The organism is Mesorhizobium sp. AA22, assembly GCF_001672375.2.
Lineage (GTDB): Bacteria > Pseudomonadota > Alphaproteobacteria > Rhizobiales > Rhizobiaceae > Mesorhizobium > Mesorhizobium wenxiniae.
Map to the genome: position 1 here is coordinate 2213403 of NZ_CP048406.1, position 24962 is coordinate 2238364.

Genomic DNA, 24962 nt, shown 5'->3' on the forward strand with positions numbered 1-24962 from the left:
TCAAACGATTTGGACCTGATTGCGGCTCACGTCCAACTCACCGAGATTTTACGGCCATTTCACTTCCGGCGGCAGGCTGGACAGGATCGAGGCCACGTTGCCACCGGTCCTCAGTCCGAAGATAGTGCCGCGATCGTGAAGCAAGTTGAATTCGACATAGCGGCCGCGGCGAATGAGCTGTTCTTCACGGTCGCCGTCGGTCCAGTTGTCGTTGAAATTGGCCCGCACCAGATGTCCGTAGACGACGAGAAAAGATCGCCCGACATCCTGGACGAAGTTGAAATCGGCGTTCCAGCCGCCTTTGTCCTCACCCGAATGCAGCCAATCGAAGAAGATGCCGCCGGTGCCGCGCGGTTCGTCGCGGTGCGGCAGATAGAAATACTCGTCGCACCAGGCCTTGAATTTTGCGTGGTCGGCGACGCCAGCGTGCTTCTCGCAGGCGAATCGCATGGCCCTGTGGAAGGCAACCGTGTCCGGGTCGTCCTGGGTGCGGCGACGGTCGAGCACCGGCGTCAGGTCGGCGCCGCCGCCGAACCACTGGCGCGAGGTGACGACCATACGCGTGTTCATGTGCACCGCCGGCACGTTGGGGTTCCACGGATGGGCGATCAGCGAAATGCCACTCGCCCAGAAGCCTGGGTCTTCCTCGGCGCCCGGCATCTGCTTCCTGAACTCCGGCGAGAACTCGCCATAGACGGTGGAGGTGTGGACGCCGACCTTCTCGAAAACGCGGCCACGCATCATCGACATGGTGCCGCCGCCGCCCTTGCCGGCGTCGCGCTCCCACGGCGTCCTTTCGAAGCGGCCGGGCGACCATGAGGCCTGCGGCCCCTGCAGGTCCTGCTCGATCTGCTCGAAGGCGGCGCAGATGCGCTCGCGCAACGTCTCGAACCACAGCCGCGCCTTCATCTTCTTCTGTTCGATGTCGGCCGGCAGCCCCGCCGGTATTTCGGGTCGTTGCAAATGCTGTCTCCGGCTGTGGGGCGCGTACCCCGACAAATGACTCGTCTTTTCCGGCCGCGATCCCTAATCTCTTAGGTGCAAGGGTCAAGTGTGAATGGAGTTCTTTCGTGCGCACCCCGGCAAGACCGCCGCTGGATGACCTGAAGAAGAGGCTCGACCGTTCGCGCGCCCAGCGCGAGCGCATGCCACGCGACGGGTTCCTGCGCGAGACCTTCGTCCTGCCGCGCTCCGATGCGCGGCTTAAGGCGAAGGAGTGGTTCGAGCGCTTTCCCAAGCAGGCCTACTGGACCGAGATCGAAAGCTGGTTCGAGCGGCCGGGCGACGTCATCGAGTTCACCATCAGGCGATTGCCGGCGGCAGATTAACGAGCGACCAACAACCGCCTTGCTCCTGGGCCTTGGGCGCTCAATCGGTCTTCTTTGTTCCGCAGCGGGCACTTGTCGATCGACATGCAGCCGCAGCCGATGCAGTCGGTCAGCCCGTCGCGCAGCTTCTTCAGCTGGGCAATCTTGCGATCGAGCTGGTCGCGCCAGGCCGTTGAAAGCAGATTCCAGTCCTCGCGCGTCGGCGTGCGGCCTTCAGGCAGCGATTCAAGCGCAGCACCGATCTCGGCCAGCGAGATGCCGACCTCCTGCGCGATCCTGATGATCGCCACACGCCGCAGCACGTCGCGGCCGTAGCGCCGCTGGTTGCCTGATGTGCGGTGACTGCGGATCAGGCCGCGCGCCTCGTAGAAATGCAGCGCCGACACCGCCACCCCGCTTCGCATTGCCACTTGTCCGACTGTCAATTCCGTTGCTGCAGCCATCTTGGGATTTTCTGCTTGACCTCAAGTTAAGTTGAGCTTGTAACGAAGAAACCCTTGATATGCAAGCCGCAGGAGAAGGCGATGTGCGCCTGGGTGAGAATGACAAGAGACGGTGCAGTCGTCGGCCAGAAAGCGGCCGTGTTCGCTGCGCCCACTGAGGGTCTGCAAATGCTATCCGAGCTGCCGGATCGCTTCGCCGGCCACCATGGCGACCGAAAGCGCGACGTTGATGCTGCGCGCGTCGGGCTGCATCGGGATGATCAATCGCGCATCCGCCGCCTTGTGGACAGGATCCGGCACGCCTGCGGATTCACGGCCGAACAAAAGAATGTCGGCATCGGCGAAGGCGAAATCGGTATAAGCGGTCGCAGCTCTCGTCGACAGAAGCACCAGCCGCCGTGCTTCGCCTCTGCGCCAGTTCTCGAAGGCGTGCCAGTCGACATGCCGGGTCAGCGCCGCCATTTCGAGATAGTCCATGCCGGCCCGTTTCAGCGCCCGGTCGGAGAGCGGGAAGCCGGCCGGTTCGATGATGTCGACTCCGAGACCGAGGCAAGCCGCGAAGCGCAGGACTGTCCCGGTGTTGCCGGCGATATCCGGCTGGTAGAGCGCGATGCGGAGACGGTTGTTCATTTCCGGATCCTTCTAATAAGTGGCAGATCGGCCACAGCAGGTTCGCGGTTTTGGAAATTGCTGGACTGGCGGGTGGTCATTTTGTGCGAAGTCGGCTATACGCCGGGCATTGTCAAACCGAACCGATGGAGGGGTAATTCATGATGATCATGTACATCCAGCGCCCCTCTTGTGGGCTTGCCAGCCTGCCGGCGGTTTCGGTACGACGATTCTCCTGACGCTTTAGACTTCGATCGCACCGATTCTTAGCCGAAACCTTTTTCGGCCTTCGAAGGAATCCTGCGATGTTTTTCAAGCTGTCGAAGGGGCTGAACGCCCCACCTGAACACGCCTCTGTTCAATCCCCGCCTTTCGCCGGCCATTCGCCCGCGAACAGGCCTGACTTTTTTCCGTATTTTCACATGGAGGACGGACCGATGTTCGATCCCTGCAAGATTCCCGGCTCGAGAAACCTGCACGAGCGCAGGATGGCGACCTGGGCGCTTTTGATCGGCGAAACCTATTCGTCTGCGGCTCACGCCGAGACCCGCCGGCGCCCGCATCGCGGCATGCTGCCGGACGTCGATTTCTCGCGCGCGGTTCCCGACCGCAGCCGGCCGTCGCTGCTGCGCCGGATCATCAGGCTGATCCGGCCTGGCGCAGAGACCGTCGCGACACTCCGGGTCGTCGACACAGCGCTGTCAGGATCGTCAAACGAGCCTGTCGGCGAAAAGCCCGCGACATCCTATATTGCGCGAAGCAGGACCGGCGGCTCGGGTGATTCCGGCAAGCCGGTATTTGACGCTACGCGCTCCAAGGATGCCACGCGCTCCGCGCCGCGTGAGCGAAAACAAGCACATGAGTACCAAGACAATGTTCCGCTGGTTTGAAACAAGGCTCGATCCGTTCCCTGCCGAGGAGCCGGTCGAGCCGCCGAAGACGCTGATCGCCTTCTGCGTCCACTATACGCGCGGCGCCTGGCCCTACATCGCGATCGATGCGATGCTGGTGACCGCTATCGCCCTTGCCGAGGTGTGGATGTTCGGCTTCATGGGCCGGATCGTCGACTGGCTGTCGGCGCAGAATCGCGAGACATTCCTGCAGACCGAGGGCTGGAAGCTCGCCGGCATGGCTTTCATCGTGGTTTTCGCGCTGCCGGCGACGGTCTGGTTCCATGCGCTCCTCAACCAGCAGACGCTGATGGGCAACTATCCGATGCGTATCCGCTGGCAGGTGCATCGCTACCTGCTCAAGCAGTCGATGGCCTTCTATCAGGACGAGTTCGCCGGACGCATCGCGACCAAGTTGATGCAGACGGCGCTCGCCGTGCGCGAATGCGTCATCAAACTCATCGACGTGCTCAATTATGTCGTGGTCTATTTCCTCGGCATGCTGTTCATTGTCGGCTCGGCCGACTGGCGGCTGGCGGCACCGCTTGCCGTCTGGCTTGCCGGCTATGTCTTGCTCCTGCGCTATTTCATCCCGCGATTGGGCAAGGTCGGCGAGGAGCAGGCCAACGCGCGTTCGACCATGACCGGCCGCGTCGTCGACAGCTACTCCAACATCCAGACGGTAAAGCTGTTCTCGCATGCGCGGCGCGAGGCGTCCTTCGCCCGGGAAGGCATGGCCGGCTTTCTCGATACGGTCTACCGGTCGATGCGGCTGGTGACGCAGCTCTACGGCCTGCTTTACGTCCTGAACTCACTGCTGTTGTTTTCGGTCACCGCGATCTCGCTGTGGCTGTGGCTCGGCCAGGTAGTGACGATCGGCGCTGTCGCCCTGGTTATCGGCCTCGTTCTCCGGCTCTGGGGCATGTCGCAATGGATCATGTGGGAGATGTCCACCCTGTTTGAGAATATCGGCACGGTGCAAGACGGCATCAGCTCGATCTCGCTGCCGCGCGTCGTCGAAGACAGGCCTGGCGCCAAGGACATTGTCGTGGCCAAGGGCGAGATCCGTTTCGAGGACATCCGCTTCCACTACGGCAAGCAGAAAGGCATGATCGAAAGGCTGTCGCTGACGGTGAAGCCGGGCGAAAAGGTCGGCATCGTCGGCCGCTCGGGCGCCGGCAAGTCGACGCTGGTCAACCTTCTCTTGCGCTTCTACGACCTTGAAAACGGCAAGATCCTGATCGATGGCCAGGAAATCGCGGCGGTGACGCAGGATTCGCTGCGCGCTCAGATCGCCATGGTCACGCAGGACACCTCGCTGCTGCATCGTTCGGTGCGCGAGAACATCCTTTATGGCCGGCCGGACGCCAGCAACGAGATGCTGGTCGAGGCAGCACGCCGCGCCGAGGCACTTGATTTCATATCAAGGCTTTCGGACGCCAGTGGCCGCACGGGTTTCGATGCGCATGTCGGCGATCGCGGCGTCAAATTGTCCGGTGGCCAGCGGCAACGCATTGCCATTGCCCGCGTTATGCTGAAGGACGCGCCGATCCTCATTCTCGATGAAGCTACGTCTGCGCTCGATTCCGAGGCTGAGGCCGCCATCCAGGACAACCTCTACAAGCTCATGCAGGGCAAGACCGTCATCGCCATCGCGCACCGGCTCTCGACCATCGCGGCGATGGACCGGCTCGTCGTCATGGACAAGGGCCGCATCATCGAGGAAGGTTCACATGAGCAACTCGTCGCCAGCGGCGGGCTCTACGCGCAGCTTTGGCAGCGCCAATCGGGCGGCTTCCTGCTCGACGACGGTGCCGCCGCCAACGATGCCATCGCTAGGGGTCAAGCAGCAGAATGATGGCAGCAGAATGATGATTGCCGTCTATCGCTGGTTCGAGAACTGGGTCTATCCGTTCAGGGAGCCCGCGGGGCTTCGGCCACCGGTCAGCGTCAGGGGTTTCCTCTGGCACTATGTCGGCCAGGCGAAGGTCGCCTTCTTCGCCATGCTGGTCATCGGCGGTATCGCGCCGCTGGTCGAGGCTGGACTGTTCTACTTCGTCGGGAGGCTGGTCGACATTCTCGACCAGCTCCCCGGCGAGCGCAGCTGGGATGCGCTGTGGACTGCCGCCGGTCCCGAACTTGTCTTCATGGCCGCCGTGGTGCTGGTCGTCCGCACCATCGTCGTCGGCCTGGCGGCGCTGGTCGACGAGCAGACCATCACCCCCGGCTTCTACAATCTGGTGCGCTGGCAGGCGCACCGTCATGTCTCGCGCCAGTCCTATGCCTTCTTCCAGAACGATTTCGCCGGCCGCATCGCGACCAAGGTCTGGCAGGCGGGCCAGGCGACCGGCGATTTGATGGAAAGCTTCATCGCGGTCGTCTGGTTCATGGTCGTCTATACGGTGACGACGCTGGTGCTGGTCGCCGGCCTCGACTTGCGGCTGGCGGTGCTGGTGGTGATCTGGATCACCGCCTTCGGCTGGCTGGCCAAGCGCCATCTGCCGGCGATCCGCAAACACGCCGAGGCAACCGCCGAGGCTGGTTCGATGATCACCGGCCGCATCGTCGATTCCTATTCGAACGTGCAGACGCTGAAGCTGTTCTCGGCCGACGGCGATGACCGCTACATCAGGAGCGGCTTCGATATTTATCTCGAGGCGCTACGCCCGTTCACCCGCAGGCTGACCGGCGTGCGCATGGCGCTGACGACGCTGTCGGGTGTCATGATCACCGCGATCGCCTGTTTTGCCGTCTATCTCTGGGTCGAAGGCTCGATCTCAGTCGGCGCCGTCGCCTTCACGCTGTCGCTGGTGTTGCGGCTCAACATGCTGCTCGGCCGACTGATGATGCAGCTCAACGTCATCCTGCGGAATCTCGGCGTGCTGGAAAACTCCAAGGCGTTGATCTCGCAGCCGCTCGGGCTGACCGACGCGCCCGACGCCAGGGAGCTTGTCGTGGTCGGCGGCCGCATCGACGTGAAGAAGGTCGAGTTCCACTACGGCAAGGGGTTCGGCGTGCTCAACGGCATCGACCTTGTCGTGCGGCCGGGCGAGAAGGTCGGACTTGTCGGGCCATCCGGCGCCGGCAAGACGACGCTCGCCAATCTGATCCTGCGCCTCTACGACCTCGAGGGCGGAAAGATCACCATCGACGGGCAGGATGTTGCCAAGGTGACGCAGAATTCGCTGCGCGCCAGTATCGGCGTCGTCAGCCAGGATACCGCACTTTTCCACCGTTCCTTGCGCGACAACATCAAGCTCGGCATGCCCGAAGCAACCGACGCCGAGGTGATCGCGGCCGCAAAGAAGGCCGAGGCGCACGACTTCATCCTCGATTTGCGCGACAATCGTGATCGCCAGGGCTACGAGGCCTTTGTCGGCGAGCGCGGCGTGAAATTGTCTGGCGGCCAGCGCCAGCGCGTGGCGATCGCCCGCGTCTTCCTCAAGGACGCGCCGATCCTGATACTCGACGAGGCGACGTCGGCGCTCGATTCCGACATCGAGGCGGCCATCCAGGAAAATCTGGCGAGGCTGATGGAGAACAAGACTGTCATCGCCATCGCGCATCGGCTGTCGACCATCGCGGCACTCGATCGCCTGGTGGTGCTCGACGGCGGCCATATCGTCGAACAAGGCACGCATGACGAACTGGTCGCGCTCGACGGGCTCTATGCGCGGCTGTGGAAGCGGCAGTCCGGCGGCTTCCTGTTCAACGAGGAGAGCGTGCTGGAGGAGACGCGGCCGGCGGAGTAGGCCCAGGATTCAGCAAAACCGGAGTGGAGCATGTCGGTGCGAATGCCATCGAATTTCGGACGGTCGGGAGCGCAGGAGAGCGCGCTCGACCTGCTCGGCCATGAAATTCTCGGCGAAAAGGCGGCGGCGCTCGGCCGTGCCGGCCGCCGCGTGGATGAAACGCTGGCGAGGTTGCGTGAACATGGCGACGATGGCGAACATCGTGCCCGGCTGCTCAGGGACGCGGCGGAGGCCGTCCACGGCTATTTCATCCAGCGCGAATTGTGCGGCTTGCGCAAGCACGACGCAGTGATCCGGGAATACAACATCCCCAAGGCCGTGCTGGCCAGGCTCGGCGCGAAATAGACAATAGTGTTGAAAACCTGATGGTACCGAAGACGAAATATCGATTTCGACCCGTTCCAGAAGTTCGGGTGCGAGCGCATTATGGCGAAAGTCGGCCCGATTGCCGACTTTCCCGCACGCAATGTTCCTTGCGAAGGATGACCCTACATTGAGCGCAATCAGCGCTTGTACGCCCTAAGACTTCAAAGGTTTAGTGGCCAATCGGTCTTCTGCCGGGCCGCATACGCGGTCACTCCGGCAAGCCCGCGAACCGCATGTGTCCGATCCAGCGCTCGAGGCTCCCGGGAGCGGTGTAATTCTTCTCCCACTGCTTGCGTTGTTGGCTGATGGAGTCGCCGGGCGAGTCTTTGAGGAAAACCGCAAGCGCTTCCTTTGCCTCCCGCTGGTTTCCCAGACAAGCGTGGATCCCCGCAAGCATTCGGTGTGCGCCGCTCGGGATTCTGGACATTTTCCGCATCGCCGTCAGCGCGGCCTCGCAATCGTTCTTTTCCCAGAGCGCCCAGCCCATGTCCCAGTGGTACCAATCAGGGTGGAAAGGATCGATGCCCATCGCCTGCTTGATCCGGTCGATAGCTTCGTCGATTCGGCCGACAAAGAGCAGCGGGGATGTACTGCCGGCGAGGACATTCGAGGCGCTGGGATTGAGGGCGATCGCCTGATCGTACCGCGCAATGGCCTGCTCGATCTCTCCGGCTTCGGTATGAATTTTGGCGCGGGCATAATGTGCGTTGGCATCGTCCGGAGCGAGCAGAATGGCCTTGTCGGCGTATTCGGCGGCGCGCTTCAACGCCTCGTCGGGGTTTTTCCTGCTTGTGCCAGAAAACCGCGTCATTGCGATAGGAAAAGGCCAGCCCGATATAGCCGAACTGGGCGTTTGGATCCGCTTCGATCGCCTTGAGGCTGAACTGCCGTAGCAGCTCGTTCCCCGCGGCGGAGTTATCCTTTTCGTTCTCGGCAAACCCCATCAGGACATAGCGGAGCGCGCTGACCTGCGCGGCATCGCTCTGTGGCAAGGGTCGCTCGATCCTTCGCCCGACCCGATCCGCGAGCGTGCGGATGATCTTCTCCTGGACGACGAAAAGATCGCCAATCTCCTGGTTGTAGGTGTTGGCCCAGACATGCGATCCGTCATGCGCATTCAGCAACTGGGCGGTTACCTTCAGCCGGTCTCCGATTTTCTGCTGGCTGCCTTCGAGCAGGTAGTCGACGCCGAGTTCATCTCCAATCTGCCTGGCGTCGACCGGCTGGCCGCGATACCTGAAGCTCGAGTTCCGGGCGATGACGGTGTAAGTCTTGCTCCGTGCCAGCTCGGTGATAATCCCCTCGGCGACGGCATCGCTGAGATATCCCTTGTCCGCACCGGTGCTGAAGTCCTCGAAGGGAAGCACCGCGATCCTCGACATGTCGCTCGAAGGAACTGGAGTGGCTCGCCATATATTCGCGTCGTAGGATGCGCCGATCGCTGCCACGACGAGGACGACTGCTGCAAGAACGAAGCCGCGCCGCGAGAACCGTGTCGTTGCTCGTTCGGTGCCGGCTGCAGCGTTTGGGTCCGCCGCGTCCAATGGATCGGCATTCAGCCGGTAGCCCCGCTTTGGGAGGGTTTGCACGATCACGTGTTCGTTATCCCCCAACGCGCGGCGAATATCGGCAATGCATTGGGTAAGGCTGTCGTCGGTGACGAAGGTATCGGGCCAAACCGCCTGCATCAGCGCATCCTTGGACACGATCTCGCCTGGTCGCGCCGCGAGCGCGGAGAGCACCTCAGCGGACTGGCTGCGAAGGTCAACCGCTTTGCCTTCAACCGTTTGAAGCTGTTCGCATTCTGTCATGAAGACAAAACCGCCAAACGTGATCGCTTCAGCAGATTTCGGGTCGATTTCAGGAGTCTTTCGGGACATTTCACCTCTCTGGCGCGCTTCCTGGCGCAGCCAATTCGGTCGTCACTTCCAACTGATCCCAACAGCACCGGATTGGAAAGGAGGAAAACATGAAAAGCACCAAGCTCATCATCGCTCTCGCTCTTCTCTTGGCGGCGCAAACGGCCGCAAAAGCGGATTCCCGCATCGCGAAAATCTGTGCTGATCATGTCAACGAGGTTGCCTCGGACGACGTTCATCCCAACTCCGGCGGTTATTATGCCGCCAGCCTTAAGTCGATGGACGACCGCGCGATGTTCACTGCTATCACTGTCACAATTCATCTGACCAACCAGGGAAAGCTAATCAGGCTCTCCCACGTGAAACCCATGACCTCCATGGCCGAGTGCAGAGCTTGGACTCATCAGCAGGAGTTCATGCGCGGACTCCCCGGCTATCTCGCCACCTTCCATTACTGCGACTACGCATCGGAACCGTGATTTTGCAGAGTGTGGCTGTTCACGCTCGGACCGCAACCTGGCCTCAAGCGTTAACGCCCGAGCTGCGATGAGTTTAACGAGCGAAGGCAGGCGGAGACAGGGAAGGGCTGCATGAAAGTGAATTCTTCACTTGCGCGGATCCCGCATGTTTGTCGGATCGAACCGAAGCCGCATTGGCACGGCTCATTCGCCGTTGCCGCGTGGCGCATCGCGAGCGCCGTTGCCAACTCGCCAACGCCCGAACAACGACCATCAGTTTGCAAGGCACTCGGGAAGACGCACGGGTTTGTCGATCTTCGCCAGTAGCTCGGGGCTGGCGCAGGGCGGGAAACCGGCAAGGCGCATGGTTTCCACGAGACGCTTGCGGTCCGCATCTGTGTTGACAAGAGGTTCGTTCACCCTTCCCTCGATGGTCAGGTCGGGGAACCGTTTAAGGGCCTCGCTGATCAGGGTTTTCGCCTCCTCGATACGCCCGACTGCCGCCAGCGCGGCGGGGCGATATGTCCATCCCCAGATCCCATAATTCTCCGGCGCCAACCGGTCCATCATTAGCAGCGCGTCGTCGTAGCGGCCGACCACAAAATAGGCGTGGGCAAACAACCTGGTGCTCCACAACGGGTAGTTCGGATTGAGGTGGATCGCCTGATCAGCCATTTCGGCGCCCCTCTCGGCCTCGCCAAAAGTAGAAGCCCAAGGCACATAAAAGGTCACGATCTCGAACTGATTTGGAGCCATTCGCAGGGCAGCGTGGAATTCCGCCTTGGCGCGCGCGAGATCGCCCTTTACGACCAGGCTCCGGGCGAGAACGGCATGCGCTTCGGCATCGGCCGGATCGAGCGCGACTGCACGTTTAGCGGCTTCGGCGGCGATACGTCGATTCTTTTCGGGTTCGATGTCGAAACTGGCCAGCACGGAATGCGAATGGTGCAGTTCCACCCAGGCGCGGGCCAGCGTAGGGTCCAGTTCGGTGGCGCGGCTGAGAAGTCTGATGGCTTCCTCGACGTCGGCGCGATTGATTTGTTCCAGCTTCTCGGTACCGATGAGGTAGAGTTCGTAGGCGTTGAGGTTGCCGGGAGGTTTGCGGTGCGCCGTTATCCGGCCTGCCTCTTGGATCAGGCCGGCGCCGCCGCCAAGCCGGTTGGAGACCTGCTCGGCAATCTCCGTCTGAATCGCAAACAGGTCCCGGTCCGGCCGGTCCCACCGGTTCGACCATAGATGATTACCGGTCTTCGCGTCGATGAACTGAGCCGTAACCCGCACGCGATCGGCTTGGCGTTGAATCGAGCCTTCGACCACAAAGCCCGCGCCGAGCGCTGCACCGACCTCAGTCGGGTTGGCCGGCTTGCCTTCGTAGACTTCCGTCGAGTTATGGGCAATGACCCGGAATTCCGGAAACCGTGCGAGATCGGTAATGATATCCTCTGTGAGCCCGCCGGCCAGACGCTGCACACTTGCTTCACCGCCGATCGCTTGAAACGGCAGCACCGCGACGGATGGCAGGACCGTGTCAGAACGCTTCTCGATGGCGAGACCCATGAAGAGCCAGACTGCGCCTGCCGCCAACAAGCCCAGCGCCACAGTCGCCGCGGTCCATCTCCACCCTACCGGCGCCGAAGGCGGGTCCGCGGCCACGATCGCCAGCCTGTATCCGCGTTTCGGCACGGCCTTGAGTACTGACTGGCTCTCGCTCGTGAAGCGCGCGGCGGATGTCGCGTACGCATTGCACCAGACTGTCGTCGGTGACGAATACGCCTGGCCACACTGCCTGCATCAGCTCATCTTTGGTGACCAGTCGGCCGGCGTTTTCCAAGAGATATTTCAGGAGGTCGAAGGCCTGCGGTCTGAGGGCGATCTCGCGCCCTTCCCGGTCACGCACAAACCCTCCGGCAACATCGACGATGACGCCGTTGATGGCGAATGTCCGGGCAGCCCGGAAATCCATCCTCCGCCTCCCACGGGGGGATTTCCAATTTATTATAGCAAATTCCTGCAAAGGCTTGAATGCTGACGGAACATCTTTGTTTTCGGCAAATTTTCACCGATCTATCACCAGTTGTTCGTTACATGGGTGCGGCGACGATCCAATGTCTCAGTCGTTCCGAAGTTTGGAATCCGAAGATTTGGAATCGGTTCAATGCTGAGACCCCGTCCCCTGCCGACCGTTGCCGCCATGTTCGTGGGCGGGGCTCTTTGTTCGCCGGGTGTCAGCGCGCACGATGCAGGAACGGGATGGTACTACCCGCCCAGCTGCTGCAACGGCGATGGCGCCCTCGGCGATTGCCAGATGATCCCGGCCAACTCAGTGACGGAAGCGCCGGATGGTTTTGCCGTAGTGCTGTTCCCCGGCGACCACCATCTGGTGACGCGAAAACAGAGCTTCCGAATCCCGTACGGCAGCGAGATCAGGTCGAGCGACGGCAACTATCACATCTGCCTTTACCCGACGCAGGCCACAGTCTTCTGCTTCTTTGCGCCGCCCGGATCAGTGTGACTGCTGCGGGGTCATGACCACGTCGGTGCCAGGATGTCTGCTGCAGCCGGCATTTACAGTGCAGCCGAATTGCCAGTGCCCGGCGCGGTCGCGCCGCAAGCGGACCTTCGTGCGATCCGACCTCTTTGGCGGCAGACGATCTCTGGGTGGCCCGAAATTTGGTCGTGCCGTAAGGCGGCACAGATGCTATCTTAGTAGCAGCTAATTATTGGGGTAGCAGCTGATATTGGGTCGAGGGGACGACCATGCAAAGGAGGACCGACCATGAAGCCGCATTCTCTCAGCGCCCGCCGTATTGGCGTGCTTCTGTTCTCACTGTGTGCTTTCGGGCTGATGACGTCAGCCTCAATGCCGGCAGAAAGCAAATTCGCCGTCAAGCCGGTGGTTGAGAAAAAGCTGAAGGAACTGCCGCCCGGACCATTGTTTTGGCGGCTGGAAAATTTCCCAACGCTGGCGCAGGCCCAGAGCGCTGCCGGCCCGACCTCGCTTGCGGCGGAGGCCGCGGGCAAGGTCTGGCTGTTCACGCTTGGGCCGAAGGATGGCTCGACGCCCGGCGGAGCCAAGGTCGTCGAGATCGGACCCCTTCCGACGATCAGCGCCAGCGAGTATTTGCTGCGCGTCAACCGCGCCGGCGGAGCGCCCGGTGCCAAGACGCCGATCCATACGCATCCGGGACCGGAGGCCTTCTATGTGCTGGCCGGCAAGCTCGGCCAGAGAACGCCCCACGGCGTAACCTACGCCGAAGCCGGCAAGGCCATGACCGGACACGGGGCCAACACGCCGATGGAAGTGTTCAGCGCCGGCACAACCGATCTCGATGAGCTGGCCATCTTCGTGGTCGACGCCAATCAGCCGTTCTCGTCGCCGGCCAGCCTCGACTGAGACGACATTTCCCGGGGTGGCGCGAATGTTCGGTACGAGCTGAGGCGGCACCCCAGCGTCAGATTTACACCACCAGTTGCCCCCGATTATTCCGAAAACCGGTTCCACTTTTCGCTGACGCGGACCTTCGGGATCATGGTCTACTCCAGCCAGTCGGTGATGAAGCTGCCGTTTTCGTGGATGTCGGTGGTCTCCAGCGGGCCTGGGCCGATATTGGTGAATTTGTGCGGCGTGTTCGGCGGCACGACCAGGATCTGGCCGGCCGACGCCTCGATCTGCCGGTCGCCGACGGTGAACAGCCCGGTGCCAGTGCGAATGATGAAAATCTCGCAATAGGGATGCATGTGCAGCCGCGGGCCGCCGCCGATCTCCTGCAGATAGTTGAAGATCAGGCAGCTTTTGGAGCCGTAGGTGCCGCACTGCAGCTCGCCTTGCCAATGGTCGGGCCAGCGGTCGGGCGCCTTGGCCCATTTGTCGCGGTCGATGACATGCGCCATGAGCCGAGGATAGACCGAGGCCGGGGCTTCTGTCGAGGCAAACGCAGGCGCTGCTTTGCGGTTGATTTACGGTCGTTTTCGGCGTGTTCGACATGTGCCCGTCGCCACGCCGCCCGACGTCGAATTGCGTCCCCGCGACAATCTGCCCTTGTGCCTTCACCCGTCTGGACAAAAACGGGCTTCACGCATAAACCGAAGGCCAATTGCCGGAGGAATTCGCAAGCCTGTTCGCCATGCGCTGTCGGGTTGGCGTGAAAGAGCGGGGAACAAGCCTCGGCCACCGGCACGGAAGAGGCGAAAGGATCAGGCACCCGTGAGCGCAACCGACATCCAGGATCCCAACCGTCGTGATTTTCTCTACGTCGCCACGGGCATGGCCGCGGTGGTCGGCGCGGGTGCCGTCGCCTGGCCGTTCATCGACCAGATGCGCCCGGATGCCTCGACGCTGGCGCTGGCCTCGGTCGAGGTCGACGTCTCCTCGCTGACGCCGGGGATGTCGCTTGTCGTGAAATGGCGCGGCAAGCCGGTTGTGGTGCGCAACCGCACCGAACAAGAAATGAAGGACGGCGAGGCGGTCAATCTGGCCCAGCTCAAGGATCCGCTCGCCCGTAACGCCAATCTGCCGGCCGATGCGCCGGCGACGGACGCCAACCGCACCATGCCGGGCAAAGAGGCCTGGATAGTGATGGTCCAGGTCTGCACCCATCTCGGCTGCATTCCGCTCGGCCAGGAAGGCGAGTTCGGCGGCTGGTTCTGCCCGTGTCACGGTTCGGTATACGACACGGCCGGCCGCGTCCGCGGCGGGCCGGCCCCGGAGAACATGACGGTGCCGGTGTTCCAGTTCATTTCCGACACCAAGATCCGTATCGGCTAAGGCTAAGGGATATTTCGATGAGCGAGGGACACTCGACCTATACGCCCAAGACCGGTATCGGACGCTGGTTCGACGCCCGCATGCCGCTGCCGCGGCTGGTCTATGACAGCTTCGTCGCCTATCCGGTGCCGCGCAACCTCAACTACGCGTACACTTTTGGCGGCATCCTGGCGCTCATGCTGGCGGCGCAGATGCTGACCGGCATTGTGCTGGCCATGCATTATGCGGCGGACAGCACTCTCGCCTTCGATTCGGTCGAAAAGATCATGCGCGACGTGAATTCGGGCTGGCTGTTGCGCTACATGCATTCGAACGGCGCGTCGTTCTTCTTCGTCGCGGTCTACATCCACATCTTCCGCGGTCTCTACTACGGTTCGTACAAGGCGCCGCGCGAGCTTCTGTGGATACTCGGCTGCATCATCTACCTCCTGATGATGGCGACAGGCTTCATGGGTTATGTGCTGCCCTGGGGGCAGATGTCGTTCTGGGGCGCGACCGTCATCACCGGCTTCTTCAGCGCCATCCCGCTGGTCGGCGACTGGATCCAGCAGCTTTTGCTCGGCGGCTACGCCGTCGACAACCCGACGCTGAACCGCTTCTTTTCACTGCACTATCTGCTGCCGTTCATGATAGCCGGCGTCGTCGTGCTGCATATATGGGCGCTGCATGTGGTCGGCCAGTCGAACCCGACCGGCATTGAGGTCAAGTCGAAAACCGATACCGTCGCCTTCACCCCCTACGCGACCATCAAGGACGCGTTCGGGATGCTCGTGTTCCTGTTCATCTTCGCCTACTTCGTCTTCTACCTGCCGAATTTTCTCGGCCACCCCGACAATTACGTCGTCGCCGACCCGCTGAAGACGCCTGCCCATATCGTGCCGGAATGGTACTTCCTGCCGTTCTACGCGATCCTGCGCGCCATTACCTTCAATATCGGGCCGATCAACTCCAAGCTTGGCGGCGTGCTCGCGATGTTCGGCTCCATCGCCATGCTGTTCCTGGTGCCGTGGCTCGACACTTCGAAGGTGCGCTCGGCGGTCTACCGGCCCTGGTACAAGCTGTTCTTCTGGCTGTTCGTGATCGATGCCGTCCTGCTCGGCTGGCTGGGTTCGCAGCCGGCTGAAGGCAGCTATGTCTTCATGGCGCAGATGGCTACATTGTTCTATTTCGCCTTCTTCCTGGTCGCGCTGCCGGTGCTTGGCCTGATCGAGACTCCTCGGCGGTTGCCGAATTCGATCACCGAGGCGGTGCTCGAGAAGAACAAGCATGGCGGTGGCGGGCATCCGGCTCGCGCGACAGCCGCACCGGAAACCAAGGGCTGAGCATGACCCCGAAAAGTGGAGACCGGTTTTCGGACAAGATGATGGTCGAGACGACGACAGCGCGGCAGAGAATCTCAAGGGGATTTGGTATGAAGAAGATTCTCACCTCGCTGGCGCTGCTCGGCCTTGTGTTGGCAGGCACTGCGACCGCGACCACAGGGACGATCGCCCAGGAGGAGGCGCACAACGAAGCCGCGCCGACGCATTTCCCGATACACGAGCCCAAGGAGATGGACTGGAGCTTCGCCGGGCCGTTCGGCACCTACGACAAGGCGCAGTTGCAGCGCGGGCTCAAGGTCTACAAGGAAGTCTGCGCGACCTGCCATTCGATGAAGTTGGTGGCGTTCCGCACGCTGGAAGACCTTGGCTATTCGGAAGCGCAGGTCAAGGCGCTGGCGGCCGAGTACACGATCAATGATGGCCCCAACGATGCCGGCGACATGTTCGATCGTCCCGGCATACCGTCCGACTATTTCCCGGCGCCGTTCCCCAACGATCAGGCAGCAGCGGCCGCCAATGGCGGGGCTGCCCCGCCCGACATGTCGCTGCTGGCTAAGGCGCGCGGCGTCGAGCGCGGCTTTCCGCGTTTCGTCTTCGACATCTTCACGCAATACGCCCAGGGCGGTCCCGACTATATCCACTCGCTGCTGACCGGCTATGACGAGCAGCCGCCGGCGGGCATGGAGATACCGGAAGGCACGCACTACAATCCGTACTTCATTGCCGGCGTGTCGCTGAAGATGCCCAACCCGCTCTCCGACGACCAGGTGACCTATGACGACGGCGCGCCGCAGACGGTCGACCAGTATTCCCGCGACGTGTCGGCCTTCCTGATGTGGGCGGCCGAGCCGCATCTGGAAGCCCGCAAGAAGACCGGCTTTCGCGTGCTGGTCTTCCTGTTGCTGTTCGGCGCGCTGGTCTATCTGACCAAGCGCAAGGTGTGGGCCGGCGTGGCGCACTGAGCTACGCCACCAGATCGAAAGGGCGTCGAAAGGCGCCCTTTTGCATTTCCGAACACTGCCTCCGAAGACCGCCGGCCCAGTCCTTTGCCGGACAATTTTCTTCCAGCCGCCATATCGCGGTAGCCGTCTCTGGCCGCGCCGGGTTACCATCGGCCGGAGTTCCTTTTCACGTCTTCAAGTCGAATCGGACGAATGCCCGGAGAGCCGCCCCATGAAACCTTCGCTCGAAGACACGCTGCTTGCCGCGATCCGCACCATTCCGGACTATCCCAAGCCGGGCATCCTGTTTCGCGACATCACCACGCTGCTAAGCAATGCGCGCGCCTTCCGCCGCGCCATCGACGAGCTGGTGCATCCCTATGCCGGCCAGAAAGTCGACAAGATCGCCGGCATCGAGGCGCGCGGCTTCATCCTTGGCGGCGCCGTCGCCCATCAGCTATCGGCCGGCTTCGTGCCGATCCGCAAGAAGGGCAAGCTGCCTTACGAGACGGTGCGCGTCGCCTACAGCCTCGAATACGGGCTGGACGAGATGGAGATGCACAGGGATGGCGTGTCTCCGGGTGAGAAGGTCATCCTCGTCGACGACCTGATCGCCACCGGCGGCACGGCGGCGGCGGCGGTCCAGCTGTTGCGGCAGATCGGCGCCGACATCCTCGCCGCCTGCTTCGTCATCGACTTGCCGGACCTCGGCGGCCGCGAGAAGCTCGAAGCGCTCGGCGTGCCGGTCAGGACGCTGATCGGATTCGAAGGGCATTGATGCGCTTTTTCCTTCTCCCTTTGTTTGTGGGAGAAGGTGGCCTCGCGAAGCGAGGTCGGATGGGGTGTTGGACCGATCGCAGCGCTAGCGCTTCCAATTGGATTTTTGCCGTATCATTTCTTCCAACACCCCTCATCCGTCTTGGCGCTGCGCGCCAATCCCACCTTCTCCCACAAGGGGAGAAGGAAAGCTCACCCCACCTTCACCAGCACGGCGCTTTCGAACTCGATGACCTTGTCGCCGGTCGAATCGAAGGCTTCCGAGCGAAGCGTGAGCAGCCGCCAGCCCGGCCGTGACATGATGGGGCGGTGGGCAAGCGCTGTACGGGTGAAGGTCACGGTTTCTCCGGCATAGACGGGCTTCAGCCATTTGAGGTTCTTGAAACCGGGCGAGGGGCCGAATTCGGGTGCGGGTCCTGCGCCGACCCAGCGGGCGCCCCCGGCCTCCACGCCGGCCTCGAGGTTCAATTTCATCCAGGTTGCAGCTGTGTGCCAGCCCGACGCGCACAGGCCGCCGAATACGCTCTTCTTCGCCGCCTCTTCGTCGAGGTGGAATATCTGCGGATCGTATTTCCTGGCGAACGCCTTGATCGCCTCGGGTTCGAATGCATGCGACCCAAGCGTGACGGTGACGCCGATGCAGAAGAACTCGTCGAGGCTCACGCGCTGGCCCCTCGCGTCAGGAACATGACGGTATTCTCGAGTTCGAAGACGCCTTCGCCACGCTGGTTGAAAAGCTCGCTGCGCAGGGTGACGAGGCCGAGCTGGGGCTTGGACCTGGACAGGCGCTTGGCAAGGACGGTGGTGTTGCCGCGCAAGATGTCACCGGCCAGCACCGGCTTCTTCCACCGGACCTGGTCGACGCCGGGGGCGCCTTGCGAGGTCGAGTCCAGCAGGAAGGCCTCGCACAGCATGCGCATGAACATCGCGCAAGTGTGCCAGCCGGAGGCCGACAGCCCGCCAAGGATGCTGGCCTTGCCCGCCGCCTCGTCGAGATGCATCGGCTGCGCATCGAACTCTTGCGCGAATTCGATGATCTCGGCCGCACTCACCAGCTTCGTCCCGAGGTCAAGCGAGGCGCCCTCGACGAAATCCTCATAGGCCCAGGTCTTTCCGGTCATGGTCTGGAATCCGGTTCAAGTTTGTACGATCGCCACGGATCGGGGTTCCCGGATGCAGGCAGGGCGCAATTTGGTCAAGTAATTTCTGGTGCGCCAGGCCATCGCGCCCAACGGAATAGAAGCTACAACCAGCCGCGGCGGCGGAAATACCAGAAAGGCAGGATCGCCGACACGATCATCAAGCCGATGGCGAAGGGATAGCCGAGCTGCCATTTGAGCTCGGGCATGATGTCGAAATTCATGCCGTAGATCGAAGCGACCAGCGTCGGCGGCAGGAAGATGACTGCGGCGACGGAGAAGATCTTGATGATGGCGTTCTGCTCGATCGAGATCATGCCGAGCGTCGCGTCGAGCAGGAAGTTGATCTTCTGCGACAGGAAGGTGGCGTGGTCGGCGAGCGACAGCACATCGCGCGACAAGGTCTTGATGCGCGCGCGGATGTCCTTGCTCATCTTGGTCTGGGTCGAGGCGTGGGCGAGAAAACCGGCGAGCCGCTGCAGTGAAATCAGGCTGTCGCGGATCGAGGAGGCGATGTCCTCCTTGCGGCCGATCGCCTTGAGCAATTCCTGGAAGTCGCGGTTGCGCTTGGAAACCTTGGTCGAGCGTGCCTCGAAGATGTCGCGCGAAATCGTCTCGATGTCGCGGCCTGCGCGCTCCAGAATGTCGGCGAGGCGGTCTACGATCGCCTCCAGCAGGCCGATCAGGATGGTGTCGCCGCTGGTGCAGCCGGTCGCCACCTTCTCGGCGCGCAGCGGAAACGTCTTGAAGGCCTTCGGTTCGTGATAGCGCACGGTGATCAGCCTGTTGCCGGCCAGCACGAAGGTGACCGGCGACATCAGGGGATCGTCGGCCTCGGTCTGGGCCGGCAGAATGGCGGTCATGAAATAGGCGCCGTCCTCGACGTAAAGGCGGCTGGAAATCTCGATCTCCTCCATCTCCTCGCGCGTCGGAATGGCAACACCGAGCCAGGCCTCGATGGCAGCTTCCTCTTCCTTTGTTGGGTTCAGAAGATCGGCCCAGACGATCTTGTCGCTGTTTGCCAAGAGATCGTCGGCGAGGCGCAGGCGATCATTGTCCACGACGAATGCCTTGATCATCACCGGGTCTCCCTTGCTGAGGCCAAAAGGATGGGTTCGAGCGGGCGCGTCGTTTCGGATTGCACGGGACAGGCGCTTTCGACGAAAGCACGGGCCGGTGCAGACGCCCCTTAGACCGGGCATTGCGGGCAGTCAAGCCGCGCAGAAACCGCCCGTGCGGCGCGCACGAGGCTGTGATCGCGCCGGCGGCCATCAGGGCGTCAAACGGCCTTTCAGGACAAAATGTAGCTGAGACGGCGGGACGTGTCGCATGATGCAGACAGAGACGATTGGGTGCTGCTGCAAGTTTAACCTGTCCCACCTTTCTGATGTTCTGCGATAGACGCGGAAGAGGTCGAGCAACACTTGGCCTTGTTCATTTTTCACCGCATTAAATATCTAGACACCAGTTTAATTCTAGGCTTGGATATGCGCCGGGGATTGGGGATCGAAAATTGGCGGCGCATGTTTTTGGTGGACCTGATACATCGAAAAAACTTCTGTGTTTACAGGAGTATTTACAGGCATTTTCCATTGCACTTCGGAATCAGCAGTTCGCTTGCATTTACATTGACGCGTTTGCTGGCTCTGGAACGCGGACAGAGGTGCGCCCTGGTTTGCCGCTATTTGGACCAGATTTCGCCGAACCGGAGGAAATCACGACACCGGGATCGGCGCGGATCGCGATCGAGATCGATCCACCGATGCACTCAGTTGTTCTGATCGAGCAAGACGCGTCTCGATTTTCAGAACTCCGAGCTTTGGTTGACGAGTATCCAGATCGCAAGATCATCCTACGAAATGGCGATGCCAATAAACTGGTCCAACGCTTATGCGTGAACACCTCCTGGCGCGGCCCTAAAACTATTGGGCGCGGAATACGGGGGGTCATCTTTCTGGACCCCTACGGCATGGAGGTGTCCTGGAAGACAGTGGAGGCGATTGCCAAGACCCAGGCGCTGGATTGTTGGTACTTCTTTCCGCTGTCAGGCCTATACAGGAATGCTCCGCACGATCCGGCGAAACTCGATCTTAGCAAGCAAGCAAGTCTAGATCGTGTCTTAGGCGCGACAGACTGGCGCTCCCGCTGGTACAACCACGAAGTTACGCGGGCAGACATTTTCGAAACGCGAGGACAAGCTGTGCGCAGGGCTGACGTAAACGCAATCGAGGTCTATGTGAAAGAGCGACTCCAAACAGCCTTTAAGGGTGCCGTCCTTGATCCGGTCCGGCTCCACCACAAGAATGGTGCGCCGCTGGCGTCCCTTTTCTTTGCGGTATCGAATACTAGCTCGGCAGCAGTGAAGCTGGCGACAGACATGGCATCTCACATTCTCAATTCTGGTAGGTCATCCCACAAGCGCTCACGATAGATTCGACCTGTCGCTCTTTTGTTCTTCCCGCCCCATTGCTTGAAAAAGAAGGCTGCATCGGCATCAGTGCATTGATCGAAAATCTCATCGATCCACGTCGGATCCATCGGACGTGCGTTGGGTCCACTTTCTCCGCCGACTATCGCCCAATGAATTCCTGCCAAGCTTGCGCCCGCCACAGAGCCTATCAGCGGCTCATATGAGACAAACCTTATGGCCGCTGGAACGGCTCGAAGTTCATCCAATCTGTGAAGCACCCGACTGTCCTCGACGCTTGTTCCGAGCCATACGTTCGACAGTACTCTAAAGCTGTCCAGCGACAGGATTTCCGCCATCCTATCTGGGCGCTTGGTGAGAATTTGATAAGTGTGGCGCGGGGTATCTCCCATGACGCGCCAAACCTCGCGAATGAAGTCCACCGGCACATCGGTGTGAAAAAGGTCGGACATCGAGTTGACGAAAACGCGGCGCGGTTTCTTCCACGAAGCGGGAATGTCGAGAGAGGCGCTATCAAGCCTTATCCTGCCTGTCCATTTCGCCCTTCCACCGCCTTTCCGTGTCAGCCCGGCATACTTCGTGACACCCATCGCTTCGAGGCGGGCAGCCATGCGCATGGCGTAGCAGTTGGTACACCCTGCCGTGAGGATCGAGCATCCTGCGACCGGGTTCCACGTTGCGTCAGTCCACTCGATTGATGTCTCGGCCATTTCCGCGCTTCTCTTCGTCAGCTTAAGACTGCCTGAAGATCGTAAACACCCCAATAAATTCTACTATAGGAATTTTTTCACATCAAGGACCCTAGTTCGATGGCTGCTTAAGTTGCCTCACGATCCCGCTAAAGTACGAATAATCAGGTGTTGAACTTGAACAGCATGATGTCGCCGTCCTGGACGACATACTCCTTGCCTTCGTCGCGCGCCTTGCCGGCTTCCTTGGCCGCCACTTCGCCGCCCAGCGTGACGAAATCGTTGTAGGCGATGGTCTGGGCGCGGATGAAGCCGCGCTCGAAATCGGTATGGATGACGCCTGCCGCTTGTGGCGCCTTGGCGCCCTTGTGCACGGTCCAGGCGCGTGTCTCCTTCGGGCCGACGGTGAAATAGGTGATGAGCTGCAGCAGCTCGTAGCCGGCGCGGATCACCTTGTTCAAGCCAGGCTCATCGAGGCCCAGCGTCGCGAGGAATTCCATTTCCTCTTCGTCGCTGAGCTGCGCGACCTCGGCTTCGATCGCCGCGGAAATCGCCACGGTGCGGGCGCCTTGCGCGGCAGCCATCTGCTCGACCGCCTTGGTGTGCGCGTTGCCGGTGGCAGCATCGGCCTCGGCGACATTGCAGACATAGAGCACGGGGTGCGAGGTCAAAAGGTTCAGCCCCTGCAGGATGCGCAGATCCTCCGCGGAAATGCCATTGAGCAGGATGCGGGCCGGCTTGCCGGCCTGCAGGAGTTCCAATGCTGCTTCCATCATCGGCAGTACGGTCAGCGCCTCCTTGTCCTTGCCGGAAGCGCGCTTGCGGAACTGCACGATGCGGCGCTCGAGGCTGTCGAGGTCGGCGAGCATCAGCTCGGTCTCGACGGTCTCGGCGTCGGCGACGGGATCGATGCGGCCCTCGACATGGGTGATGTCGTCATCCTCGAAGCAGCGCAGCACATGGACGATGGCGTCGACCTCGCGGATGTTGGCCAGGAACTGGTTGCCCAGGCCTTCGCCCTTCGAGGCGCCGCGCACCAGGCCGGCGATGTCGACGAAGGAGATGCGGGTCGGGATGATCTCTTTCGACTTGCCGATCGCCGCGATCTTCTGCAGGCGCGGGTCGGGCACCGCCACCTCGCCGGTGTTCGGTTCGATGGTGCAGAATGGATAGTTGGCTGCCTGCGCCGCTGCCGTCCTGGTCAGCGCGTTGAAAAGCGTCGACTTGCCGACGTTGGGCAAGCCAACGATGCCGCATTTGAAACCCATTTTTATCCGGTCCTATCGGGAAATCGAAATTTGATGAGGGCTATGGGCGAAAGGGGTGACGAACGTCAACCCCTTCGGCTCCGTTCGCGCCGAAGCTCAATCCTTGCCGCCAAACAGCTTCTTCAGCATGGCGGCCATCGGGCCGGTTTCGGGCAGCTTGACTGCCGGCTGCTGCGGCCGCGCCTGACGGACGTGGCTCTGCTGTTTTGCACCCTGTTGTTTTTGCCCGGGCTTTTCCGGCTCGGGCGCGACGCCGGTCTTTCGCTGGACGGCAACACTGACCTTGTTCATGAAGCCGGGCTCATCACCCCTCACGATCAAGTCGGCATGATCACCGATGGCGTCGAGCAGCGGCTCCACCCATTCGCGATCGGCCCTGGCGAAATCGCCAAGCACATGATGCTGGACGAATTCCTTGACGCCGGGATGGCCGACGCCGATGCGCACGCGGCGGTAAGCGTTGCCGACATGGCCGTCGATCGAGCGGATGCCGTTGTGACCGCCGGCGCCGCCGCCGGTCTTGACACGGACCTTACCGTCGGCGAGGTCGATCTCGTCATAGAAGACGGTGAGCGCCGAGGGAGTGAGCTTATAGAAGCGCAGCGCTTCGCCGATCGACCGGCCTGAATTGTTCATGAAGGTCTGCGGCTTGATCAGGATGATCTTTTCGCCGGCAAGCGTACCTTCGGCGATCAGCCCCTGGAACTTCTTCGACCAGGGGGAAAAGGAGTGGCGGCGGGCGATTGCGTCCGCCGCCATGAAGCCGACATTGTGCCGGTTGTTGGCGTATTTCGCGCCCGGATTGCCGAGGCCTGCAAACAGCAGCATCGTCACCTCTAGTGTGGTGGATTTGAAGTTCCTGCCGCTTTGAAGCCATCAACGTTCAGGAACTTCAAATCCAAAAACCACACTAGAACCTCATGGTTGCTAGTGTGGCCTTTAGAATCCGAAATTCGCCCGGTGCGCTGCTCCAAAGTGATGCGAATTTCGGATTCGCCACACTAGGCGGAAAGGGATTACTTCTCTTCGTCGGCAGGTGCCGCTTCGGGTTCAGCCGCTTCGACCGTCTCTTCCGCCTCCGGCTTCATCGCCGCGGAACCGGCAATGGTCGCGACGGTGAAGTCGCGGTCGGAGATCACCGGCTTGACGCCGGCCGGCAGCTTGACCGCCGAGATGTGGATCGAATCGCCGATATCGGTGCCGGTAAGATCGACGGTGATGAACTCCGGGATCGCATTGGCAGGGCAATGGAACTCGACTTCATGACGCACGATGTTGAGCACGCCGCCGCGCTTGATGCCGGGCGACTTGTCCTCGTTGATGAAGTGGACCGGCACGTCGACATTGACTTCGGTGTCCTTGCCGATGCGCAGGAAGTCGACATGGACCGGGAAATCCCTGACCGGGTCGAGCTGGTAGTCCTTTGGCAGGACCTGGATCTTCTTGCCGTCGACATCGATCGTGGCGATCGTGGTCAGGAACCCGCCGCCATGGATCTTGTAGTAGATGTCCTTGTAGGTCAGCGCAATCGCCAGGGGAGGCTGCTTGTCGCCGTAAATTACTGCAGGCACTTTACCGTTGCGGCGAACTGCACGGGCGGACCCCTTACCGACCTGTTCGCGCGCTTCGGCCTTGAGCTCGTAAGTATCGCTCATGGCATTTCCTTTCGCGTTGTTCTGGAGCGTTCGCGGCCGGCGAGGTGCCTGGGGCCGTAAACGTCGAAAGCCGTCATGGCCTTACATGATCGGGTCCAAAATCTTTTTGGGATCACGTTAGGCCGGACAGCCTTCCGCCGCGTTGCCTCCAAGGGTGTCTACGCGGGTGGCGGCTCTATAGCGGAAGGTGGGACGAGGTGCAAGCCAAAGGCGGGCGTGAGGAAGCTCCGAACGCCCCAATGTCTGCCCGTTGCGGGAACAAGCCCTGTTCCC

General features: G+C 61.4%; 28 protein-coding genes. 13 read left to right on the forward strand and 15 right to left on the reverse strand.

The genetic code is table 11. The features are described 5' to 3' along the window. Positions 1-48: 48 nt before the first annotated feature. Positions 49-963: an oxygen-dependent coproporphyrinogen oxidase gene (gene hemF / locus A9K68_RS10860; RefSeq protein WP_065011929.1), complete on the reverse strand. Its 915-nt coding sequence runs from the start codon at positions 961-963 to the stop codon at positions 49-51. 107 nt (positions 964-1070) lie between these two features. On the opposite strand from hemF, the gene A9K68_RS10865 reads away from it, so the two are divergent. After that, positions 1071-1328, forward strand: a complete 258-nt coding sequence (locus A9K68_RS10865; protein WP_065011930.1) for a hypothetical protein — start codon at positions 1071-1073, stop codon at positions 1326-1328. Here the strand turns inward: A9K68_RS10865 and soxR are convergent. Next, entirely contained in the window at positions 1325-1771 is a 447-nt protein-coding gene (soxR, locus tag A9K68_RS10870) for a redox-sensitive transcriptional activator SoxR (protein WP_065011931.1), read from the reverse strand. The two genes, A9K68_RS10865 and soxR, sit on opposite strands and share 4 nt — an antisense overlap. A 171-nt stretch (positions 1772-1942) precedes the next feature. Then, entirely contained in the window at positions 1943-2401 is a 459-nt protein-coding gene (locus tag A9K68_RS10875; RefSeq protein WP_065011932.1) for a tRNA (cytidine(34)-2'-O)-methyltransferase, read from the reverse strand. Positions 2402-2817: 416 nt separating this feature from the next. Here A9K68_RS10875 and A9K68_RS10880 point away from each other — a divergent pair, with 416 nt between their 5' ends. Genes A9K68_RS10880 through A9K68_RS10895 form a run of 4 tightly spaced genes read left to right on the forward strand, consistent with a single transcriptional unit; the run spans position 2818 to position 7367 of the window. Next, on the forward strand, positions 2818-3270 hold the full coding sequence (locus A9K68_RS10880) for a hypothetical protein (protein ID WP_065012045.1): 453 nt from the start codon (positions 2818-2820) through the stop codon (positions 3268-3270). Beyond that, positions 3254-5128, forward strand: a complete 1875-nt coding sequence (locus A9K68_RS10885; RefSeq protein WP_065011933.1) for an ABC transporter ATP-binding protein — start codon at positions 3254-3256, stop codon at positions 5126-5128. The genes A9K68_RS10880 and A9K68_RS10885 overlap by 17 nt, the downstream gene beginning before the upstream one ends. A gap of 10 nt (positions 5129-5138) precedes the next feature. Beyond that, the gene (locus A9K68_RS10890; RefSeq protein ID WP_065011934.1) at positions 5139-7022 is read left to right on the forward strand and encodes an ABC transporter ATP-binding protein; all 1884 of its coding nucleotides are present in this window, start codon (positions 5139-5141) and stop codon (positions 7020-7022) included. 30 nt (positions 7023-7052) lie between these two features. Then, positions 7053-7367, forward strand: coding sequence for a DUF6665 family protein (locus A9K68_RS10895; protein ID WP_029349917.1), 315 nt, complete (start codon positions 7053-7055; stop codon positions 7365-7367). Between the two features lie 229 nt (positions 7368-7596). On the opposite strand, the gene A9K68_RS31285 is transcribed toward A9K68_RS10895, so the two are convergent. Together A9K68_RS31285 and A9K68_RS10905 are read right to left on the reverse strand one after the other, a co-directional pair. Next, positions 7597-7917 carry a hypothetical protein gene (locus tag A9K68_RS31285; protein ID WP_203546946.1) on the reverse strand — a complete coding sequence of 107 codons (321 nt, stop codon included), beginning with the start codon at positions 7915-7917 and terminating at the stop codon, positions 7597-7599. Next, on the reverse strand, positions 7892-9268 hold the full coding sequence (locus tag A9K68_RS10905; protein ID WP_065011936.1) for a winged helix-turn-helix domain-containing protein: 1377 nt from the start codon (positions 9266-9268) through the stop codon (positions 7892-7894). The genes A9K68_RS31285 and A9K68_RS10905 overlap by 26 nt, the downstream gene beginning before the upstream one ends. A gap of 89 nt (positions 9269-9357) precedes the next feature. On the opposite strand from A9K68_RS10905, the gene A9K68_RS10910 reads away from it, so the two are divergent. Further along, positions 9358-9726 carry a hypothetical protein gene (locus tag A9K68_RS10910; protein ID WP_065011937.1) on the forward strand — a complete coding sequence of 123 codons (369 nt, stop codon included), beginning with the start codon at positions 9358-9360 and terminating at the stop codon, positions 9724-9726. A gap of 252 nt (positions 9727-9978) precedes the next feature. Here the strand turns inward: A9K68_RS10910 and A9K68_RS10915 are convergent, their stop codons facing one another. Further along, positions 9979-11262, reverse strand: a complete 1284-nt coding sequence (locus tag A9K68_RS10915; RefSeq protein WP_065011938.1) for a tetratricopeptide repeat protein — start codon at positions 11260-11262, stop codon at positions 9979-9981. Next, complete coding sequence (locus A9K68_RS10920; RefSeq protein ID WP_082982746.1) at positions 11234-11668, reverse strand: winged helix-turn-helix domain-containing protein; 435 nt, start codon at positions 11666-11668, stop codon at positions 11234-11236. Before A9K68_RS10920 ends, A9K68_RS10915 begins: the two co-directional genes overlap by 29 nt. A gap of 192 nt (positions 11669-11860) precedes the next feature. Between A9K68_RS10920 and A9K68_RS10925 the strand changes: the two genes are divergently transcribed. Both A9K68_RS10925 and A9K68_RS10930 read left to right on the forward strand, forming a co-directional pair. Then, positions 11861-12217, forward strand: a complete 357-nt coding sequence (locus A9K68_RS10925; RefSeq protein ID WP_246811343.1) for a hypothetical protein — start codon at positions 11861-11863, stop codon at positions 12215-12217. 264 nt (positions 12218-12481) lie between these two features. Next, on the forward strand, positions 12482-13099 hold the full coding sequence (locus A9K68_RS10930) for a cupin domain-containing protein (protein WP_065011940.1): 618 nt from the start codon (positions 12482-12484) through the stop codon (positions 13097-13099). A gap of 140 nt (positions 13100-13239) precedes the next feature. On the opposite strand, the gene A9K68_RS10935 is transcribed toward A9K68_RS10930, so the two are convergent. Continuing rightward, the gene (locus A9K68_RS10935; protein WP_065011941.1) at positions 13240-13596 is read right to left on the reverse strand and encodes a cupin domain-containing protein; all 357 of its coding nucleotides are present in this window, start codon (positions 13594-13596) and stop codon (positions 13240-13242) included. A 313-nt stretch (positions 13597-13909) separates the two neighbouring features. On the opposite strand from A9K68_RS10935, the gene petA reads away from it, so the two are divergent. The 4 genes from petA (at position 13910) to A9K68_RS10955 (ending at position 17511) form a co-directional block, all read left to right on the forward strand. Further along, a complete protein-coding gene (gene petA, locus A9K68_RS10940; protein ID WP_029349928.1) occupies positions 13910-14470 on the forward strand; it encodes a ubiquinol-cytochrome c reductase iron-sulfur subunit in 561 nt (186 codons plus the stop codon). A 17-nt stretch (positions 14471-14487) separates the two neighbouring features. Beyond that, complete coding sequence (locus A9K68_RS10945; protein ID WP_065011942.1) at positions 14488-15792, forward strand: cytochrome b N-terminal domain-containing protein; 1305 nt, start codon at positions 14488-14490, stop codon at positions 15790-15792. An 89-nt stretch (positions 15793-15881) separates the two neighbouring features. Continuing rightward, positions 15882-16754 (forward strand): cytochrome c1, encoded by an 873-nt coding sequence (locus A9K68_RS10950; RefSeq protein ID WP_065011943.1) that lies wholly within the window; start codon positions 15882-15884, stop codon positions 16752-16754. A 211-nt stretch (positions 16755-16965) separates the two neighbouring features. Continuing rightward, the gene (locus A9K68_RS10955; RefSeq protein ID WP_065011944.1) at positions 16966-17511 is read left to right on the forward strand and encodes an adenine phosphoribosyltransferase; all 546 of its coding nucleotides are present in this window, start codon (positions 16966-16968) and stop codon (positions 17509-17511) included. 191 nt (positions 17512-17702) lie between these two features. On the opposite strand, the gene A9K68_RS10960 is transcribed toward A9K68_RS10955, so the two are convergent. From A9K68_RS10960 to corA, 3 genes are all read right to left on the reverse strand, one after another. Beyond that, positions 17703-18173 (reverse strand): MaoC family dehydratase, encoded by a 471-nt coding sequence (locus tag A9K68_RS10960; protein ID WP_065011945.1) that lies wholly within the window; start codon positions 18171-18173, stop codon positions 17703-17705. Continuing rightward, on the reverse strand, positions 18170-18631 hold the full coding sequence (locus A9K68_RS10965) for a MaoC family dehydratase (RefSeq protein WP_065011946.1): 462 nt from the start codon (positions 18629-18631) through the stop codon (positions 18170-18172). The genes A9K68_RS10960 and A9K68_RS10965 overlap by 4 nt, the downstream gene beginning before the upstream one ends. Before the next feature lie 122 nt (positions 18632-18753). After that, positions 18754-19728: a magnesium/cobalt transporter CorA gene (gene corA / locus A9K68_RS10970; protein ID WP_065011947.1), complete on the reverse strand. Its 975-nt coding sequence runs from the start codon at positions 19726-19728 to the stop codon at positions 18754-18756. A 434-nt stretch (positions 19729-20162) separates the two neighbouring features. Between corA and A9K68_RS10975 the strand changes: the two genes are divergently transcribed. Then, positions 20163-21080, forward strand: a complete 918-nt coding sequence (locus A9K68_RS10975; RefSeq protein ID WP_082982747.1) for a three-Cys-motif partner protein TcmP — start codon at positions 20163-20165, stop codon at positions 21078-21080. Here the strand turns inward: A9K68_RS10975 and A9K68_RS10980 are convergent. The 4 genes from A9K68_RS10980 to A9K68_RS10995 all read right to left on the reverse strand — a co-directional run bounded on the left by A9K68_RS10980 (position 21035) and on the right by A9K68_RS10995 (position 24689). After that, the gene (locus tag A9K68_RS10980; protein WP_065011949.1) at positions 21035-21787 is read right to left on the reverse strand and encodes a DUF5131 family protein; all 753 of its coding nucleotides are present in this window, start codon (positions 21785-21787) and stop codon (positions 21035-21037) included. The two genes, A9K68_RS10975 and A9K68_RS10980, sit on opposite strands and share 46 nt — an antisense overlap. A gap of 143 nt (positions 21788-21930) precedes the next feature. Then, entirely contained in the window at positions 21931-23034 is a 1104-nt protein-coding gene (gene ychF / locus A9K68_RS10985) for a redox-regulated ATPase YchF (protein WP_065011950.1), read from the reverse strand. Positions 23035-23130: 96 nt separating this feature from the next. Further along, positions 23131-23862, reverse strand: coding sequence for an aminoacyl-tRNA hydrolase (gene pth, locus A9K68_RS10990; RefSeq protein ID WP_065011951.1), 732 nt, complete (start codon positions 23860-23862; stop codon positions 23131-23133). A 188-nt stretch (positions 23863-24050) separates the two neighbouring features. Then, complete coding sequence (locus tag A9K68_RS10995; RefSeq protein ID WP_065011952.1) at positions 24051-24689, reverse strand: 50S ribosomal protein L25/general stress protein Ctc; 639 nt, start codon at positions 24687-24689, stop codon at positions 24051-24053. Positions 24690-24962 lie beyond the last annotated feature (273 nt).

Coding starts and splice junctions, on each gene's coding strand:
- soxR (WP_065011931.1), bottom strand. CDS start 1,771: ATGGCTGCAGCAACGGAATTGACAGTCGGACAAGTGGCAATGCGAAGC.
- A9K68_RS10875 (WP_065011932.1), bottom strand. CDS start 2,401: ATGAACAACCGTCTCCGCATCGCGCTCTACCAGCCGGATATCGCCGGC.
- A9K68_RS10880 (WP_065012045.1), top strand. CDS start 2,818: ATGTTCGATCCCTGCAAGATTCCCGGCTCGAGAAACCTGCACGAGCGC.
- A9K68_RS10885 (WP_065011933.1), top strand. CDS start 3,254: ATGTTCCGCTGGTTTGAAACAAGGCTCGATCCGTTCCCTGCCGAGGAG.
- A9K68_RS10890 (WP_065011934.1), top strand. CDS start 5,139: ATGATGATTGCCGTCTATCGCTGGTTCGAGAACTGGGTCTATCCGTTC.
- A9K68_RS10895 (WP_029349917.1), top strand. CDS start 7,053: ATGTCGGTGCGAATGCCATCGAATTTCGGACGGTCGGGAGCGCAGGAG.
- A9K68_RS31285 (WP_203546946.1), bottom strand. CDS start 7,917: ATGGGCATCGATCCTTTCCACCCTGATTGGTACCACTGGGACATGGGC.
- A9K68_RS10905 (WP_065011936.1), bottom strand. CDS start 9,268: ATGTCCCGAAAGACTCCTGAAATCGACCCGAAATCTGCTGAAGCGATC.
- A9K68_RS10910 (WP_065011937.1), top strand. CDS start 9,358: ATGAAAAGCACCAAGCTCATCATCGCTCTCGCTCTTCTCTTGGCGGCG.
- A9K68_RS10915 (WP_065011938.1), bottom strand. CDS start 11,262: ATGGGTCTCGCCATCGAGAAGCGTTCTGACACGGTCCTGCCATCCGTC.
- A9K68_RS10920 (WP_082982746.1), bottom strand. CDS start 11,668: ATGGATTTCCGGGCTGCCCGGACATTCGCCATCAACGGCGTCATCGTC.
- A9K68_RS10925 (WP_246811343.1), top strand. CDS start 11,861: ATGCTGAGACCCCGTCCCCTGCCGACCGTTGCCGCCATGTTCGTGGGC.
- A9K68_RS10930 (WP_065011940.1), top strand. CDS start 12,482: ATGAAGCCGCATTCTCTCAGCGCCCGCCGTATTGGCGTGCTTCTGTTC.
- A9K68_RS10935 (WP_065011941.1), bottom strand. CDS start 13,596: ATGGCGCATGTCATCGACCGCGACAAATGGGCCAAGGCGCCCGACCGC.
- A9K68_RS10945 (WP_065011942.1), top strand. CDS start 14,488: ATGAGCGAGGGACACTCGACCTATACGCCCAAGACCGGTATCGGACGC.
- A9K68_RS10950 (WP_065011943.1), top strand. CDS start 15,882: ATGAAGAAGATTCTCACCTCGCTGGCGCTGCTCGGCCTTGTGTTGGCA.
- A9K68_RS10955 (WP_065011944.1), top strand. CDS start 16,966: ATGAAACCTTCGCTCGAAGACACGCTGCTTGCCGCGATCCGCACCATT.
- A9K68_RS10965 (WP_065011946.1), bottom strand. CDS start 18,631: ATGACCGGAAAGACCTGGGCCTATGAGGATTTCGTCGAGGGCGCCTCG.
- corA (WP_065011947.1), bottom strand. CDS start 19,728: ATGATCAAGGCATTCGTCGTGGACAATGATCGCCTGCGCCTCGCCGAC.
- A9K68_RS10980 (WP_065011949.1), bottom strand. CDS start 21,787: ATGGCCGAGACATCAATCGAGTGGACTGACGCAACGTGGAACCCGGTC.
- ychF (WP_065011950.1), bottom strand. CDS start 23,034: ATGGGTTTCAAATGCGGCATCGTTGGCTTGCCCAACGTCGGCAAGTCG.
- pth (WP_065011951.1), bottom strand. CDS start 23,862: ATGCTGCTGTTTGCAGGCCTCGGCAATCCGGGCGCGAAATACGCCAAC.
- A9K68_RS10995 (WP_065011952.1), bottom strand. CDS start 24,689: ATGAGCGATACTTACGAGCTCAAGGCCGAAGCGCGCGAACAGGTCGGT.